Annotated in this window: 9 protein-coding genes; 7 read left to right on the top strand and 2 right to left on the bottom strand. The window is 50.4% G+C overall.

Features of this window, described 5'->3' with window-relative positions; genetic code table 11:
• Positions 1 to 91: 91 nt before the first annotated feature.
• Together BLR73_RS12535 and BLR73_RS12530 are read left to right on the top strand one after the other, a co-directional pair.
• Positions 92 to 3,364, top strand: a complete 3,273-nt coding sequence (locus tag BLR73_RS12535) for a SusC/RagA family TonB-linked outer membrane protein (protein ID WP_091862505.1) — start codon at positions 92 to 94, stop codon at positions 3,362 to 3,364.
• A gap of 35 nt (positions 3,365 to 3,399) precedes the next feature.
• A complete protein-coding gene (locus BLR73_RS12530) occupies positions 3,400 to 4,944 on the top strand; it encodes a RagB/SusD family nutrient uptake outer membrane protein (protein ID WP_091862853.1) in 1,545 nt (514 codons plus the stop codon).
• Here BLR73_RS12530 and BLR73_RS12525 read toward each other — a convergent pair.
• Together BLR73_RS12525 and BLR73_RS12520 are read right to left on the bottom strand one after the other, a co-directional pair.
• Positions 4,901 to 6,088: a BaiN/RdsA family NAD(P)/FAD-dependent oxidoreductase gene (locus BLR73_RS12525; RefSeq protein WP_091862502.1), complete on the bottom strand. Its 1,188-nt coding sequence runs from the start codon at positions 6,086 to 6,088 to the stop codon at positions 4,901 to 4,903. The genes BLR73_RS12530 and BLR73_RS12525 overlap by 44 nt on opposite strands.
• A 28-nt stretch (positions 6,089 to 6,116) precedes the next feature.
• Positions 6,117 to 8,177: an acetate--CoA ligase family protein gene (locus tag BLR73_RS12520; protein ID WP_033149425.1), complete on the bottom strand. Its 2,061-nt coding sequence runs from the start codon at positions 8,175 to 8,177 to the stop codon at positions 6,117 to 6,119.
• A gap of 114 nt (positions 8,178 to 8,291) precedes the next feature.
• Between BLR73_RS12520 and BLR73_RS12515 the strand changes: the two genes are divergently transcribed.
• Genes BLR73_RS12515 through BLR73_RS12495 form a run of 5 tightly spaced genes read left to right on the top strand, consistent with a single transcriptional unit; the run spans position 8,292 to position 17,386 of the window.
• The gene (locus BLR73_RS12515; RefSeq protein WP_091862499.1) at positions 8,292 to 13,562 is read left to right on the top strand and encodes an alpha-2-macroglobulin family protein; all 5,271 of its coding nucleotides are present in this window, start codon (positions 8,292 to 8,294) and stop codon (positions 13,560 to 13,562) included.
• A 14-nt stretch (positions 13,563 to 13,576) separates the two neighbouring features.
• The gene (locus tag BLR73_RS12510) at positions 13,577 to 14,647 is read left to right on the top strand and encodes a DUF1573 domain-containing protein (RefSeq protein ID WP_013065746.1); all 1,071 of its coding nucleotides are present in this window, start codon (positions 13,577 to 13,579) and stop codon (positions 14,645 to 14,647) included.
• 42 nt (positions 14,648 to 14,689) lie between these two features.
• Positions 14,690 to 15,790 (top strand): methylmalonyl Co-A mutase-associated GTPase MeaB, encoded by a 1,101-nt coding sequence (gene meaB / locus BLR73_RS12505; RefSeq protein ID WP_033149423.1) that lies wholly within the window; start codon positions 14,690 to 14,692, stop codon positions 15,788 to 15,790.
• A gap of 55 nt (positions 15,791 to 15,845) precedes the next feature.
• Positions 15,846 to 16,721, top strand: coding sequence for a 4-hydroxy-3-methylbut-2-enyl diphosphate reductase (locus BLR73_RS12500; RefSeq protein WP_013063493.1), 876 nt, complete (start codon positions 15,846 to 15,848; stop codon positions 16,719 to 16,721).
• Entirely contained in the window at positions 16,721 to 17,386 is a 666-nt protein-coding gene (locus BLR73_RS12495; RefSeq protein WP_073046758.1) for a B3/B4 domain-containing protein, read from the top strand. The genes BLR73_RS12500 and BLR73_RS12495 overlap by 1 nt, the downstream gene beginning before the upstream one ends.
• Positions 17,387 to 17,475: the final 89 nt, after the last annotated feature.

Here is a 17,475-nt window from a genome sequence, read left to right as displayed (position 1 = left end):
ATTTTAGAAAAAAGAAGAAGATTAGGTTGATAATTTTGGTTTGTTAAGTTGAATAGTAATTACTAATATATTTTTTATACTTTTAAATTAAATGAAAAGACTCAGTATGATGTTGGCTGGGCTGTTCCTAAGTGTGGGGATGGCGCTGGCGCAAACAACGGTTACTGGTACAGTGGTAAGTTATGAGGATAACGAGCCTATTATTGGTGCCACCATTCAGGTGGTTGGCAATTCTGGCATTGGTACCATTACCGATTATGATGGTAACTTCACACTCGAAGTACCAGAGGGTATGAAAACACTGCGTATTACCTATGTGGGCATGGAACCACTTGAGGTGGCAGTAAGCACAAAAACTTTAAAGATTCAGTTAAGAAATGATGTACACACCCTGGACGAGGTGGTGGTTGTGGCCTACGGTACACAGAAGAAGACATCGCTTACCGGATCTATTCAGGAGGTAAAGAGCGACGCCATCGAGATGCGTCCTACCACTTCGGTAGCATCGGCTCTCGAAGGTTCGGTAACTGGTGTTCAGGTGAACAGCACTGTTGGTGCTCCTGGTGAGGATCCACAGATCCGTATTCGTGGCGTGGGAACCGTGAATGGTTCTTCGTCACCACTCTATATTCTTGATGGCGTGCCTTATAGCGGTAGCATCAGCGACCTGAACCCACAGGACATCGAGTCGATGTCGGTACTGAAGGATGCTGCTTCGGCTGCTTTGTACGGTAACCGTGCCTCTAACGGTGTCATCCTGATTACCACCAAGAAGGGTAAGCAGGGTAAGATGAACATCACCTTCGATGTGAAGCAGGGTACCTATTCACGCGGTATTGCCGAGTACGACCGTCTGGGCGCCCGCGAGTGGATGGAGGCTCAGTGGCTCAACATGAAGAACAACCGCATGGCTGCTGGCGACGATGCTGCTACAGCTGGTGCATACGCCTCGAAGCACCTGATTGCCGACCGACTTCAGCTGAATATCTTCGACAAGGCCGACGAGGCACTCTTTACTGCCGACGGCAAGCTGGTGAGCGACGCCCGCATAAAGGGTACCTATGGCGAGGATCTGGACTGGTATAAGCAGGCCATTGGTCACGGCTATCGTCAGGAGTACAACTTCAACGCCAACGGCGCTACCGAGAAGTCAGACTATCTGGTTTCATTAGGCTATCTCGACGAGCAGGGCTACCTGAAGACCTCTGGTTTCGACCGTCTGTCGGCTCGTCTCTCGGCTAACATCCAGCCAGCTGAGTGGCTCAAGGTGGGTGTTAGTCTTAACGCTACCCACCAGAACTTCAATGCCGGCTATGGTACTGGTAACGCCAATACCAACCCATTCAACTTCTGTCGCAAGATTTCGCCCATTTATCCTGTTCATGCCCACAACCTGACTACAGGTGAGTACTATCTCGACGGTATGGGCAACCTGATGTACGATGGCGGTTCATATATCGATCCCGATGGTCAGGTGGTTAACACCCGCAATCAGTATCCCGATCGTCACATCATCTGGGAGAACCAGTTGAACACCGATAAGATTATCCGCAATACCGTTAACAGTATTGCCTACGCCAATATCATTCTGCCTTACAACTTCACACTCTCGCTGAAGGGTAGTCTGAACCTGAGCAACGACTCAGAGAACAAGTACTACTCGGCTGTGATTGGCGACGGTAAGGCCAACAACGGCCGTTTGCGCCGTACCGATGTTCGCCAGAAGAACTACACCTTCCAGCAGCAGCTGCATTGGCGCCAGGAGTTTGGCGTACATTCTGTCGACGCTCTGCTGGGTCACGAGAGCTACAAGCTCACCCGCAACTACATGGCTTCGGGTAAGGATTCAGAGATTGTGCCCAATCTCACCAATCTGCTCAACTTCACTCAGTTTGCTCAGCTCTACGACTACAACGACAACTACGCCCTCGAGTCATACCTGGGTCGTGTGCGCTATGGCTACGACAGCCGTTACAACATCGAGTTCTCGTTCCGTCGCGATGGTTCGTCGCGCTTTGCCAAGAATGCCCGTTGGGGTAACTTCTGGAGCACAGGTGCCAGCTGGGTCATCTCTAACGAGAAGTTTATGAAGCAGTATGACTGGGTGAACTACCTGAAGTTGCGTGCCGACTATGGTGAGGTAGGTAACGACTCTGGTTCTGGTCTCTATGGCTATATGGCCCTCTATCAGCAGGATGTTCATGCCGGCAAGGGTGCTTACTATATCTCTCAGCTGCCTAACGAGGATTTGAAGTGGGAGACAGGTCAGTCATGGGGTGTTGCCATCGAGGGTCGCCTCTTCAACAAGCTCAACTTCAATGTCGAGTACTTCGACCGTCGCAACAAGGACCTTATCTTCAACGTCTACAACCCACTCTCTGCGGGTGCTACTGATACCACCACACCTCAGTCGGTAACCACCATGAATCTGGGTACCATCTCAAACCACGGTGTCGAGATTTCTGGCGATATGGACGTTTACAAGTCGAAGAACTGGAGCGTGAACGTAGGTGCTAGCATCACCTTCGAGAAGAACAAGGTGGTGAAGCTGCCCGAGCAGAACCGCGATGGTATCATCGATGGTACCAAGAAGATTGTTGAGGGTATGGACCGCTATCAGTTCTATACCTACACCTGGGAGGGCGTGAACACCAAGAACGGACTCTCGCTCTATAAGTTCAACGGCGATGAGTACTTCTTTACCGATGGCGGCACTACCTACGGTAACCCTGCCGGTGCAGAGATTACCGGTTCGCAGAAGAACGCTGTGGTTGTGATTGATGGCACACCTTACAGCTATCTCACCACCTATGGCAAGCGCGAGTTCCACGGTTCGGCCATGCCTACCGCCTATGGTAGCTTCAACTTCAGCGTGAGCTACAAGGCCTTCTCGCTCTACACCCTGTTCACCTATCAGCTGGGTGGTAAGGTGATGGACAGCAACTATCAGCTGCTGATGAACTCACAGAGCACCCCAACCGCCCTGCATAAGGACGTGCTGAAGGGCTGGACCGCCGAACAGGCTACTGCTACCGATGCTATCGACCGCAACGGTGTGCCTATGCTGAGCGACGTTCCTGTCATCGTGAGTGGTCTTGAGGCCGACCTCAACTCTACCTCTTCACGTTGGCTCACCAGTGCCAGCTATCTCATTCTGAAGAACATCAACCTTAGCTACCAGCTGCCTAAGGAACTGGTGCGCAAGGCTGGTATCGAGAACGTGATGCTCACACTGACCTGCGAAAACCTCTTCACACTGACTGCACGCAAGGGTATGAACCCACAGCAGAACTTTGCTGGCACTCAGAGTGCTACCTTCGTCACACCACGCATCTTCTCTGCAGGGGTGAACATCAAGTTTTAAGAGTGAATAGTTAATAGTTAATAGTGAATAGTTTTATGAAAAAGTATATATATATAGGTATCGCAACGCTGGCACTCAGCGCTTGTAGCAAGGATTTCCTGGATACCGCTCCCGAGTCGGAGATGGGTACTCCCACCGTGCTCAGCAACACCCAGAATGCCGAGATGGCACTCAATGGTATCTGCAAGGCCATGACTACTCAGTATATGAGCAAGCAGGGCTGTAATGGCGAGGGCACCATCCTGAACTGGTATGGCACCTTTACAGGTAACGATGCTCAGAAGAGCAATAACTCTGGTTGGCAGGGTGTGTGGAACTCAACCTACCACCTGCGTCCAACTTCTGATTATACCGTTTATCCTTGGTTCTATTATTACAAGTTGGTGAGCAATGCCAATGCCATCATCAACAATATCGATGCTGCCGAGGGTGAGGAGAACGATAAGAAGTTTATCAAGGCTCAGGCCCTTACTTTCCGTGCTTACTCGTTCTTCCGTCTGGCTCAGCTCTACACCAACCGTTGGAGCGATCATCAGGGTAATACCGATGGTATCGTGCTGCGTGTCGACGAGAGTCTGGGCGAGCAGGCCATCGCTACTCAGGCCGAGACCTATCAGCAGATTTACAACGACCTCGACGAGGCCATTGCCCTCTATCAGCAGAGCGATCGCAAGCGCGAGGAGTTCTTCCAGCCCGGTCTCGATGTGGCCTATGCCGTTTATGCCAAGGCAGCTCTCAACCGCGAGGATTGGCAGAATGCTGCCAAGTATGCAGCTCTGGCTCGCGAGGGCCACAAGCTGATGACGGTTGAGCAGTATCAGGACGGTTTCCACACACCTAACAACGAGTGGATATGGGGTGTGTATGAGGATGAACAGCAGAACATCTCTTACTATAGCTTCTTTGCTTACATCGGTGCCAACTCAAGTGCCAGCAACTGCCGCACTTATCCTGTAGCCATCAGCAAGGAGCTCATCGATCAGATTCCTGCCAGCGACGTGCGCCGCTCGCTCTATCTGGTACCAACCGAAGAGGAGTATGCCGAGTGTAATGCAGCTGGTCGTAGCACTGGTATGCTCTACAACCGCGCAAAGGCTGAGTACAAGGATCGTTTGTATTTCGACCAGAGTGGTAAGCTCACCTCGCTCGTCTATGCTTATATGCAGTTTAAGTTCTTGGTTGACTTCTATCCTGGTGGTGGTTCGTTCCCCATCATCCGTGCAGCCGAAATGCTCTACACCGAGGCTGAGGCTGATATGCACCTGGGTAAGGAGACTGAGGCACAGCAGCTGTTGTTCGACGCTGTGAAGCAGTATGATGCCGATTACACCAAGAGCACCAAGACTGGCGACGACCTGATGACTGAGATTAAGTTGTATCGTCGTTTCGACCTCTTTGCCGAGGGTAACGACTGGTTCGACTACAAGCGTTGGGGACAGCCCATCGTTCGTAAGAACCGCAAGCAGGGTGGTAGCTTCTACGAGGGTGTGTTCGACATCACCATCCAGCCTGAGGAGACCAATGCATGGACATGGGTTATCCCTCAGAAGGAGACTGACTACAACGGGCTTGTTGACTAATGGCGCAAGCTACGGTATAAGCGGTGGTCCAAGCGGCTTGGAAATTAAAGCCGCCTGTGACACCATCGATATCGAGAACCTCTCCAGCGAAATAAACGCTGGGGAGGTTTTTGCTTTCTAAGGTGTTGGGATTCACACTCGCCAAGTCGATGCCGCCACAGGTCACAAACTCGTCCTTAAAGGCCGAACGACCTGCTATCTGGTACTGATCGTTGCACAGGGCATTGGTCAGACGGTTCAGCTCCTTCTGGTTCAGATTCTGCCAACGGTTCTGGGCACGTTCGCCAAGGGTCTTGGCTACGAGGTAATCCCACAAACGACTGGGCAATCCAAAGGGACGGATGGTGGCTATCTGCTTTTGCGGATGCTGGGCGATGATGGTGCGCAACTCCTGCTGGATGTCGGGCTCCTTGAGCGAGGTCCAGTTCACGGCTAAGGGCATCTGGTAGTTATGCTCGTGCAAATCGCGAGCGGCATGACTACTGAGCTTCAGAATGGCTGGTCCGCTCATGCCCCAGTGGGTGATGAGCAACGGACCGTTACTGCGGAACTTGGTGCCTGGGATCGAGGCGGTGGCATCTTCTACCACCGTGCCCATCAAGGCACGCAAGGCCTCGTCGGCAATGCTGAAGGTGAACAATGACGGAACGGGTTCGATGGTGGGTACGCCAGCCATCGATGCAGTACCACCACCTGTGGTGATGACCTTGAAATCAAAGTCGTTCAGCTCGTCGAGACTCTCGATTTTATGCTGGGTGCATATCTCGATGTTCTTTCGGCGGGCTTCGGCCAAGAAGAGATTAATGATGGTATGCGAATCCTGTGAGGCGGGAAATACGCAGTTGTCGTCCTGGGTGGTGAGCTTTACACCATGACTTTCGAACCACGCATAGGCATCGCGGTAATCGAAGGTTTTAAACAGTCGTTTCAGCAAACGGTGCCCACGTGGATATACCTGTTGCAAATCGCTTACAGCCTCGAACGAGTTGGTGCAGTTACATCTGCCACCACCAGATACCTCGACCTTGGCCAGCACCTTCTTCGATTTCTCAAAGATGGTGATATCCATATCGGGGCACATCTCCTTGAGGTTAACGGCCAGGAAGAATCCAGCCGCACCTCCACCTACTATCGCAGTCTTCATTTTTACATTCTTACATTTTTACATTTTCTCATTTCTCAATGAGAATGCGAGCGTCAACGGCTACTACGTCGTTCTCGTCGGCCAGGAGCGGGTTAATGTCCATCTCCTTAATCTCCGTGGCGAAACGCAACAGGGTAGATAGGCGCACGATAATCTCGGCAAACTTCTGCTCGTTGATGCCCTTCTGTCCGCGTGTACCTTTTAATATCTTGTAGCCCTTCAGCGAGTGAATCATCGAGTAGGCCTCGCCATAGCTCAATGGGGCCAAACCGCTTGATACATCCTTCAGCACCTCGACAAAGATGCCGCCCAAGCCGCACAGGATAACGTGGCCGAAACGCGTCTCATACTTGGCACCGATAAACAGCTCGGTACCCTTCATCATCTTCTGTACCATCACGCCTGTGGCATCCTTAATCTTCATCATGCGGTCGAACTCCAACTCTAAGTGCTCGGGGGTGCGGATGTTCAGCGTTACACCACCCACATCGCTCTTGTGGATAGGACCAACTACCTTAGCCACTACGGGGAATCCCACACGTTCGGCAAAGGCACGTAGCTCTTCCTTGCTGGTGCTTACCATCTCGGGAACCTGGGGGATGCCTGCGCACGAGAGGATGTCGCGTACCACCTCGGGCGATACGTATCCATTGTTCTCGATACCCTTAATAATAATGTGTAAGCGGGGAAGGTCGATACCATAAAGCTGCACCTCGGGTGGTGCAGGGCGTGGGGTGCGCATAATCTGACTGAGTGCTGTGGCCAGCGTCACCTCGTCGCTGAAGTTAACATGACCGCGCTTCAGGAATTCCTCAACCTCGGGACCTGCTGTGTGCAGACTGGGCAGGATGGGGAAGATAGGCTTTTTGCACTCCTTGATTTTCTTGTCGAGCACATCGTAGGCCTCGTACAGATGGGTGAGGCCAGGGGTGCCGTAGATTACAGCGATGGCATCGATATGATCAAACTTGTTTTCGCAATAATCAATCACGGTACCCAACTGCTCGGCGGTACCTGTGGCTAAGAAATCGATAGGGTTGGCTACTGATGAACCTGGGAAGAGCTGTGCTTTCAGTTCGTCGGCCTCAGGACCTTCGATCTTGGGCACGTTCAGTCCGCCTTTCGACAGGGCATCGGTCAGCATCACGCCAGGACCGCCTGCATGGGTTACAATCGCAAAGTTCTTACCCTTCAGTTCGGGCAATGTAAAAATGCAACCCACGGTGGTGAGCTCCTCGCGTGAGAAACAGCGCACGATACCGGCCTTACGGAACAGCGCCTCTACAGCCGAATCGCTCGAAGCAATGGCACCTGTATGCGATGAGGCAGCACGACTGCCACTCTCGCTCGAACCAGCCTTGATAGCTGCAATCCTACAACCCTTACGAATCAGGTTGCTGGCATGATACAACAACTTATCGGGGTTGGAGATATTCTCGATATAAAGCAGTTTTACCTTCGAATCAGTCTCGGGATTAAAGCGCTCGTCCATATACTGCAGCACATCCTCGATACCAATCTGCTTGCCGTTACCAATGCTCCATACGCTGTTAAACTGCAAGCCCTTGATAACCGCACTCTCAAGAATAAATACCGCTGTGGCACCCGATCCCGATACGAAATCAACACCCTGTGGATTCAGGTTGGGGATGGGCAGCGTAAACACACTATGGTGGTTGCGGTTCAGCAGTCCGATACAGTTAGGACCAATGAGTGCTGCTCCGAACTTTTTGCACGTATCCAGGATGCGCTGTTCCAGTTCGGCACCTGCCTTGGTCTCCTCGCCAAATCCGGCTGAGATAATCACAAAGGCGCGCACCCCTTTCTCGGCACAAAGATAGTCCACATAATCGGGACAGAACTTGGCGGCCACCACGAGCACGGCCAAATCCGTTTCGGGGATTTCCTTTACATCATGATAGGCTTTGATTCCCTGCACTTCGTCTTCCTTGGGGTTTACGATGTGCAGCGGACCATCGAAACCACCATTCTTAATGTTACGTACTATAGCGCCACCGGGCTTATGCACGTTGTTAGAGCCGCCGATAACGACGATGCTCTTGGGATTCAATAATTGTTGGTTAATCATAGGTGCAAAGATAGTGCAAATCGAACAAAATACAAAATAAAAAACGTTATTTTTCTTTGTATTTGGGAAATAAATAGCTACCTTTGCATAGTTAAACCAATTAAAGTGGGCTTTATGAAGAAATTTCTCATCATAACTATAGCTTTGATCATGCCAATGTTCCTATTCGGACAATCCTATTCGGCACTCTGGAAACAGGTTTCAGAGGCTGAAGAGAAAGATCTACCCAAAACTCAGTACGAGGTGCTGCAGAAGATTGTGAAGAAAGCCGAGAAGGAGCACCAATACGGACAGCTGCTCAAGGCCGAACTCTATGCCGCCCAAACCATGGTGGATATCGCCCCTGATTCGCTGAAGCCCGAAGTGGACCGCATTGTGGCACGCTATCAGAAAACTACCGATAAGGTGCAGCGTTTGGTTTACCAAACGGTGCTTTGGCAGATTGATAACGAGAACTATAGCATTGATTTAGGCTTCAAGAAGCCCCAGCTTACCCCCGAACTTTGCCAGTTGTTGGCCGCAACCAAGGAGCGCTCGTATCAGCCTTTTGTGGTGATGGGTGCCGATGCTTCGGTGTTTGGCAACGATATGCTGAGTGTGATAGGTGCCGAGTTGGGTGAGTATCAGCAGTTGCACGATTACTATCAGAAGACAGGCAACCAGAAGGCCGTGAGCATTATCGATGCCCATCTGGCTATCGACAGATATAATGCACTGCCTTATAACACCCCCGCTGTGGATCGTATCGCTTTTATCGACGATGCCATTGCCAAGTGGGGTAGATGGCCTGAGATTAACTATCTGCGTAATGCCAAAAAAGAACTCACCAATCCCCAGTTCCACCTGTCGTATTCCCTCTCTGTGGTTCGTCCCATGCAGGCCCAGCAGGTGATGCTGAATGATTTACGCCATCTGTCGCAACTCACTATGACGGTGTATCCCGTACGTTGCGAAGGTGATATCGAACATTCGCCATCAAGCGAAAAGGGCTGGACTAAGATCCGCCCGTTGTTAGGAGCCCCTGTGGTTACAGAAACGAAACATTTTGCCGCTCGCCCCGATTACGAGATTTTCGAAGATAGTATGACGCTGAAGGGCTTGCCTATAGGCATGTACCTGGTGGAGTTTAAAAGCAATCCCACTACCGAGGTAATCCGTACGTTGTATCATGTTACCAACGTCTTTACGATTGCCGAGGCTCAGCCCGATGGCAAAATACGTTACGAGGTGGTGAATGCTACGACTGGTCAGCCTATCGCCGATGCCCATCTGCGTATCAAGGAACGTCCATATTCGGTATTTGCCTATACCGATACCGACAAGGCGGGTGCAGTGCTGTATGGTAATGGTCGTTACGAATTCTACGGGGCTGATCGTACGGTGAATCAGACCGCTATTTTTACCGATCGCAGCATTTATCGTCCAGGTCAGACGGTACATGCTTCGGCATTGGTGTATCAGGTGGAGAAGGGCATCAAACAAACCGTTCGTGCCCATCAGACTTTAAAATTTGTGCTGCGCGATGCCAACCATAAGGTGGTGGCCGAGAAGCAGACCGAGAGCGATGCCTATGGTGTGGGTGCAGTAGATTTTACCCTGCCCGCCAAGGGACTTACAGGCTTGTTTACCATCCAGGTGGAGAATAGCTCGCAGAGCATTCGTGTTGAGGAATACAAGCGTCCCACGTTCCATGTGGACTTTGCAGAATATAAGGATGCCTATAAGGCTGGCGATGTGCTTGATATCAAAGGTACAGCACTCAGCTATGCGGGTGTGCCTGTTCAGGATGCCAAGGTAGCGTATAAGGTATTGCGCCGTACCGCCCTTTGGTGGTGGTCGTACAATCGCTATTACGACGAGGGTGCTCTGGGCTACAGCAATCACGGTACCGAGATTTGTTCGGGCGAAGCTACCACCGATGCCGATGGTAACTTTGTGATAAAAATGCCACTGGAGATGCCCGAAACCAAGTACACTATGTTCTACAACTTTGTGTTGCAGGCCGATGTAACTGATATGGCTGGCGAAACGCACCAGGGACAGTTTACGTTGCCTTTGGGCAATCGTCCAACCGCACTCAGCATCGATCTCGACGAAAAAGTGCTGGTTGAAGATAACCCCCAAGCCACATTCCATCTGTGCAATGCCGCAGGTAAGGATATCGATGCCGAAGTACGTTATCGCATTGATGGAGGCGAGTGGCAGATGGCCAGAACAAATCAGCAGATAGCATTGGCTAAGTTGGCTTCTGGTAAGCATCGTGTAGAGGCTGCGTATGAGGATCAGACCATCGATCGAACCTTCGTGGTATTCTCGCTCGATGATGAGAAACCTGCTACTGATACAGATGATTGGTTCTACCAGTCGGCCACCCAGTTCCCTAACGATGGCACGCCTGTTACCATCCAGGTGGGTAGCTCGGATCAGAATGTGCATATCTTCTATAGTATCTTCTCGGGCTTTAAGCTGATAGAGCAGGGTAGTGTGGATAAGAGTAACGAGCTGATAAACCGCAAGTTTACCTATCAGGATGAGTACGAAAACGGCTTGCTGCTTACCTTTGCTTGGGTAAAGAATGGCAAGTGTTATACCCATACCGCTCAGATACAGCGCCCTATGCCTGATAAGAAGCTCACCTTAGAGTGGGCTACCTTCCGCGATCGTCTGACACCAGGACAGAAGGAAGAGTGGACACTGACCATTAAGGACGCCAAAGGCAACCCTGTTGACGCTAACTTGATGGCCACACTCTATGATCAGAGTCTGGACCAGTTGGTTAAGCACCAGTGGAATTTTACACCTTATCAGTGGATAGCATTGCCCCATGTAAATTGGCAGTATGTTTCGCCCCGTAGCTTTGGCCGATTTGCCTCGCTTGATTGTGAGGACTTTAGCTATGCTGGGATAGGCTTCAGCTTGTTTGATCACAATGTTTATCCCCAGGCATTCTATCGCCACTCGTTCCGCGGTGTTAAGACTTTGAGTCGTGGCCATGTGGGTGATGATATGATATTAGAAGTGGCCGAAGCCGCTCCTATGGCTGCCGATATGAAGATGATGAAGCAGAGCACCGATTCGGGGATCGCTTATGCCGCTAATGGTGCCGAAGTGGCTGCTAATGAAGAGCAGACTGCAGCATCAGATGTGCAGGTACGAGAAAATCTTAACGAAACCGCTTTCTTCTATCCCCAGCTTACTACCGATGCCAATGGTCGCGTGGCTATCAAGTTTACTTTGCCAGAGAGTTTAACTACCTGGCAGATGTTAGGCTTTGCGCACACGCGCGATTTACATTATGGTAACATTGCGGGTGAGGCTGTGGCTAAGAAGGATGTGATGATACAGCCTAACGTGCCTCGCTTTATCCGCGAGGGCGATAAGGCCACCATCTCTGCCCGTATCTTTAGCGAGAAACAGGCACAAGGCAAGGTAACCCTGCAGCTCTTCAATGCCGAGACCAACGCCATCGTCTACGAAAAGTCACAGCAAGTATCGCTCGCCGCAGGTTCTACAACCCCCGTCGAGTTTGAATGGTCAATGGTCAATGGTCCATGGTCCATGTTGATCGTCAAAATGACGATCAGCGGTAAAGGCTTCAGCGACGGCGAGCAGCACTATCTGCCAGTACTCCCAGCTACCGAGCGAGTTACTGTTTCGATGCCTATCACTCAGCACCAGCCAGGTACTGCTACCATCGATTTGAACAAGTTGGTTCCTGCTGATGCCAAGAATACCAAACTTACACTCGAATATACCAACAATCCCGTTTGGCTCATGGTGCAGGCTCTGCCAGCAGTAGGCTCGCCCAGCGACGATAATGCCATCTCATTGGCCGCCTCGTTCTATGCCAACGGACTGGGACGATATATCATCAATCAGAATCCACAGATCAAGAACGTGTTCGAGCTCTGGAAGCAGGAGCCTAACGAGGCCTCGCTCACCTCTCAACTGGAAAAGAATGAGGATTTGAAGAATCTTGTTCTGAACGAAACTCCTTGGGTGCTGGATGCCGACAACGAGACTGAGCAGAAGCATCGCTTGGTTGACTTCTTCGACGAGAACCTGATGAATAACCGTCTCTCTACCACCATCGAGAAATTGCAGAAACTGCAGAACGCTGAGGGTGCGTGGACCTGGTTCCCGGGCATGCCAAGCTCGTTCTATACCACTGTAGCTGTAAGCGAAATGCTGGTACGCCTGAATGCCCTCACTGAAAAGCAGAGTGCTACCAGCACCATGCTGAACAAGGCCTTTGGCTATATGGGCAACGAGATAAAAGACCTGGTAAAGGAACTCAAGAAAGCCGAGAAGAAGGGCGAGGTTTACTTCCCAAGTTATAAGGCCCTGCAGTGGTTGTATCTGGTAACTCTTGATGATCGCCAGTTGCCAGCCGATGTTCAGCAGGCCAACAGCTATCTCATCGAGCTACTTAAAAAAGATATCAAGCGTCAGAGCATTTATGATAAGGCTCTTGCAGCAGTCATCTTTGCCAAGGTTGACGCCAAGCGTGCTCAGGAATATGCCCAGTCGCTCAAGGAGTACACCGTTTACCGCGAGGATATGGGACGCTACTACGATACGCCACGTGCAGGTTACTCTTGGTTTGATTATAAGATTCCAACCCAGAGTATCGCCATCGAGGCCCTGCAGCAGTTAACTCCTGATGATGTGCAGACTATCGATGAGATGCAGCGCTGGTTGCTGCAGCAAAAGCGCACCCAGGCTTGGGATACACCTATCAACAGCGTGAATGCCGTTTATGCCTTCCTGAAAGGTCAGGAGAGCCGTTTGGCACAAAGCTCAAACATGCCTGCTGTCCGTATCGATGCCCGCACCGTTGCGCTGCCCAAGGCAACAGCAGCTATCGGCTATGTAAAGACCGAATTGCCAAAGGGTAAGCAACTCACCATCCGTAAAACTACCGATGGAACCTCATGGGGGTCCGTTTATGCCCAGTATTTCCAGCCCGCCAAGCAGGTTGAGAATAGCGGCAGTGGTCTCACCATCAAGCGCGAGATCTTGAAAAATAATTGTCAATTGTCAACTGTCAATTATCAATTCACGGTCGGAGACCGTATCCGCGTCCGCCTTACCATCACTGCCGATCGCGATTACGATTTTGTGCAGGTGGTTGATAAGCGTGCGGCTTGCATGGAGCCCGTTAAGCCGTTGAGTGGTTATCATGCGGGTGCTTATATCACACCTCGCGATAATGCCACATGCTACTTCTTCGGCATGCTGTCGAAGGGTACCCATGTGATCGAAACCGAGTATTATATCGATCGAGCCGGAACCTACGAAACAGGTACCGCCACCGTAGAGTGTGCCTATGCACCCGAGTTCCGCGCCGTTACTCACTCGGAAACATTAAAGATTAAACATTAAATATTATAATATTGATGAAGAAATTAACAGTAATACTACTCTCAATTCTCGCTTCTCAGCTTTCGCCTCTCCAGGTGAATGCACAGCGTCTTACCGTAAAAACAACCACCATCGATGTGGGTGCTACGGGCTACGAACAGCCTGTTACAGCCACCTTCGAGATGCGTAACAAGGGTTTGCGCCGATTGGTTATTCAGAGTGTGAAACCCGATTGTGGTTGCACCAAAATAGAATATCCCAAAGAGGTGGGTATTGGCGAGCGATTCACTATTAAGATGACTTACGATGCCCGTATGTTAGGTCACTTCCAGAAGATGTGTCTGGTAAAGAGCAATGCTTCAAAAAAGCCGTTCTACCTTACCATGACGGGTGTGGTTAAGAGTGATTTCAGAGATTATTCGGGTGAGTATCCTATCGAGATGGGCGACCTGCTGTTGGATAAGGCCGTGCTTGAGTTCGATGATGTGAACAAAGGCGATGTGCCTGAGCAGGAGATTCACATCCTGAATAACGGAAAGAAGGCCATGCGTCCTAACCTGATGCACCTGCCTCCTTATCTCACCGCTATTACCAGTCCCGATCATCTGTTGCCTGGTCGTGCGGCTACCATCAGCGTGAAGTTGCTCTCAGAGAAACTGCGTGATTATGGCTTGACCAAGACCACTCTTTATATGGCTCATAACCCAGGCGATAAGGTTCGTCAGGATTTCGCCATCGATGTGGCAACCGTATTGTTGCCCGATATGAAGCAGTTCGAGAAAGAGAATAAGGAACTGGCACCACAGTTGCAGATGTCGGCTACCGATGTGGATTTTACCGACTTTGGCGGCAAAACCAAGAAAACGGCTACTGTTACGTTGCAGAATACAGGTGTTTCGCCCTTGAAGATTACCTCGCTCCAGCTCTTTACGGCTGGCTTGAAGGTTACCCTCTCGAAGAGTGAGATTGCCCCAGGTCAGAGTGCTAACTTAAAGATTACGGGTATTGCCGAAGAGCTCCAGAAGCTTCGTACACGTCCCCGTATCCTGATGATTACCAACGATCCCGACCACGCCAAAGTGGTGGTCAACATCAAGTTGCAGTAATCTTAATTTTCAATTATCAATTGTCAATTTTCAATTTGAATCATGGAACATCCCGAAAATAGCTCAGAATATGCAGGCTTGCAGGTAAACAGTGGGGTAGAGCAACCCTCTATCGTTAACCCCTACCTCAAGCGTGGTCGTTTCCGTCGTCACGAACTCTCTGTTGGCGAGATGGTAGAAGGCATCCTCAAGGGCGATGTCACCATCCTCTCGCAGGCTGTTACGCTGATTGAGAGTGTGAATCCCGACCATCAGGCCCGTGCTCAGGAGGTGATCAACAAGTGCTTGCCTTATAGTGGCAATTCCATCCGCATTGGTATCAGTGGTGTACCAGGCGCAGGTAAAAGTACCTCGATCGACGAGTTCGGTATGCACGTACTCAAGGAGAAGGGTGGAAAGCTGGCAGTGCTGGCCATCGACCCTAGTAGTGAGCGCACCAAGGGCTCGATTCTGGGCGATAAAACACGTATGGAAAAGTTGGCACAACATCCGTCGTCGTTCATACGTCCTAGCCCATCAGCTGGCTCGTTGGGAGGTGTGGCCCGCAAGACTCGCGAGACGATTATTCTGTGCGAAGCCGCTGGTTTCGATAAGATATTTGTTGAGACCGTGGGTGTTGGTCAGAGCGAAACAGCCTGCCACTCGATGGTAGATTTCTTCCTGCTCATTCAAGTGGCTGGTACAGGCGATGAACTGCAGGGTATTAAGCGTGGAATTATGGAGATAAGCGATGGCATCGTGATTAACAAGTGCGATGGCGATAATGTGGATCGTTGCCAGATGGCGGCTACCAATTTCCGTAATGCCCTCCACTTCTTCCCAATGCCAGATAGCGGTTGGAGTCCAAAGGTGCTTTGCTACAGTGGATTCTACGGTACAGGCGTAAAAGAGATATTCGACATGATTTACGAGTATATGGATTTTGTAAAGGCCAACGGCTATTTTGCCTATCGTCGCAATGAGCAGGCTAAATACTGGATGTACGAGAGCATCAACGAGCATCTGCGACTCAACTTCTACAACAATCCCGCCATACAGGCTCAGTTGGGCACCGCCGAAACTGCTGTTCTCGCTGGTCAGAAAACATCGTTCGTAGCTGCTCAGGATCTCCTCGACGAATATTTCTCTTTGCTCAAAAAATAATGTTTAATCTTTAATCTTTAATGTTTAATCTTTAATGTTTAATATTTAATCATTCATGATTATCGAAATAGATAACGGCAGTGGTTTCTGCTTTGGAGTTACCACCGCTATCAAGAAAGCCGAAGAAGAGCTCGCTCAGGGCGAAACACTCTATTGTTTAGGTGATATTGTACACAACGGTATGGAGTGCGAACGCCTGCGCGAGATGGGACTCATTACCATTAATCACGACCAGATGCGCGAACTGCACAACGCTAAAGTGTTGCTGCGTGCCCATGGCGAGCCTCCCGAAACCTACGAACTGGCCCGCAAAAACAATATTGAGATTATCGATGCTACCTGCCCTGTGGTGCTGAAACTGCAGAAGCGTATCAAGGAGCAGTACGAAACCTCGCCCAATCTTCCCGAAGGTGAGGAGGCGCAGATTGTGATTTTTGGTAAGAAAGGTCATGCCGAAGTGCTTGGTCTGGTGGGTCAGACTCATAGTAGTGCGATTGTGATTGAGAGTAGCGACGAGGTGACTAAGCTTGATTTTACCCGCGATATCTACCTGTATTCGCAGACCACGAAATCGCTCGACGAGTTCCGTCGCATCATCGATTATATCCAGACGCATATCTCGCCCAACGCCACGTTTAAGAGTTTCGATACCATCTGTCGTTCGGTAGCCAACCGCATGCCCAATATCTCGCAGTTTGCCACCAAGCACGATCTGGTACTCTTTGTGTGTGGCCGAAAGAGTTCAAACGGCAAGGTGCTTTACAACGAGTGCCTGCGTGTAAACCCCAATACCCACCTGATTGAGGACCCACAGGAGATTGAGCCCGAGTGGTTGAAGGGTATCGAGAGTGTAGGTATTTGTGGTGCCACCAGCACGCCCCGTTGGTTGATGGAGCAGTGCCGCGACGCTATTCAGAATATGCAGCAATGATACAGGTAAGTGTGTCTTCCGAAATATCCAGCGTGTGCCCCAATTTTGTGGGGGCATGCGTTGAGGCTCAGGTGGTAAATACGCCTTATAGCGACCGTTTGTGGCAGGCTATCCACGAGGTTGAGGCACGTTTGCGCCAAGAGCTTACTACCGAAAGCGTAAAGTCGTTGCCATCTATCGCCGCCACACGTGCGGTATATAAGTTATGTGGCAAGGATCCCTCACGCTATCGTCCTGCCTCTGAGCAGCTTATCCGTCGAATGCTGCAGGGAAAGGAGCTTTACCAGATTGATACGTTGGTAGATCTGGTAAACCTGGCTTCGATTGCCTATGGTTACAGCATTGGTGGATTTGATGCCGATAAGTTTGTGGGGCCCGAACTGGTGCTAGGTGTTGGTAAAGAGGGTGAGCCCTACGAGGGTATCGGTCGCGGTCCGTTAAACATTGCCGGACTGCCCGTTTATCGAGATGCCCAAGGTGGTGTAGGTACGCCTACCAGCGACCATGAGCGCACCAAAATGACGCTTGGAACTACCCATCTCGTTGTGCTCATCAACGGCTACGATGGTAACGAAGAACGTGTTCGTGCCAATGCCGAATACATTCAGAAACTCCTTATCGATTACGCCCAGAGCGATGGCGGAACTATTACGCTGTATAGATAATTTAAGTTCAGGTGGTTTTATTTCTTGCCGAAATTACCAAATTTTTTCATAAAAATATGGCATTAGCATATTTCTTGGCATTTTTGCTC

The organism is Prevotella sp. khp1 (assembly GCF_900102205.1).
GTDB classification, from domain to species: Bacteria; Bacteroidota; Bacteroidia; order Bacteroidales; family Bacteroidaceae; genus Prevotella; species Prevotella ruminicola.
Note: the sequence above shows the minus strand (reverse complement) of the source record. Positions and strands in the feature narration are given on the sequence as shown.

Excerpts from the sequence above, each read along its gene's own strand:
- BLR73_RS12500 (WP_013063493.1), top strand. The coding sequence starts at position 15,846 with ATGATTATCGAAATAGATAACGGCAGTGGTTTCTGCTTTGGAGTTACC.
- BLR73_RS12525 (WP_091862502.1), bottom strand. The coding sequence starts at position 6,088 with ATGAAGACTGCGATAGTAGGTGGAGGTGCGGCTGGATTCTTCCTGGCC.
- meaB (WP_033149423.1), top strand. The coding sequence starts at position 14,690 with ATGGAACATCCCGAAAATAGCTCAGAATATGCAGGCTTGCAGGTAAAC.
- BLR73_RS12515 (WP_091862499.1), top strand. The coding sequence starts at position 8,292 with ATGAAGAAATTTCTCATCATAACTATAGCTTTGATCATGCCAATGTTC.
- BLR73_RS12520 (WP_033149425.1), bottom strand. The coding sequence starts at position 8,177 with ATGATTAACCAACAATTATTGAATCCCAAGAGCATCGTCGTTATCGGC.
- BLR73_RS12530 (WP_091862853.1), top strand. The coding sequence starts at position 3,400 with ATGAAAAAGTATATATATATAGGTATCGCAACGCTGGCACTCAGCGCT.
- BLR73_RS12535 (WP_091862505.1), top strand. The coding sequence starts at position 92 with ATGAAAAGACTCAGTATGATGTTGGCTGGGCTGTTCCTAAGTGTGGGG.
- BLR73_RS12510 (WP_013065746.1), top strand. The coding sequence starts at position 13,577 with ATGAAGAAATTAACAGTAATACTACTCTCAATTCTCGCTTCTCAGCTT.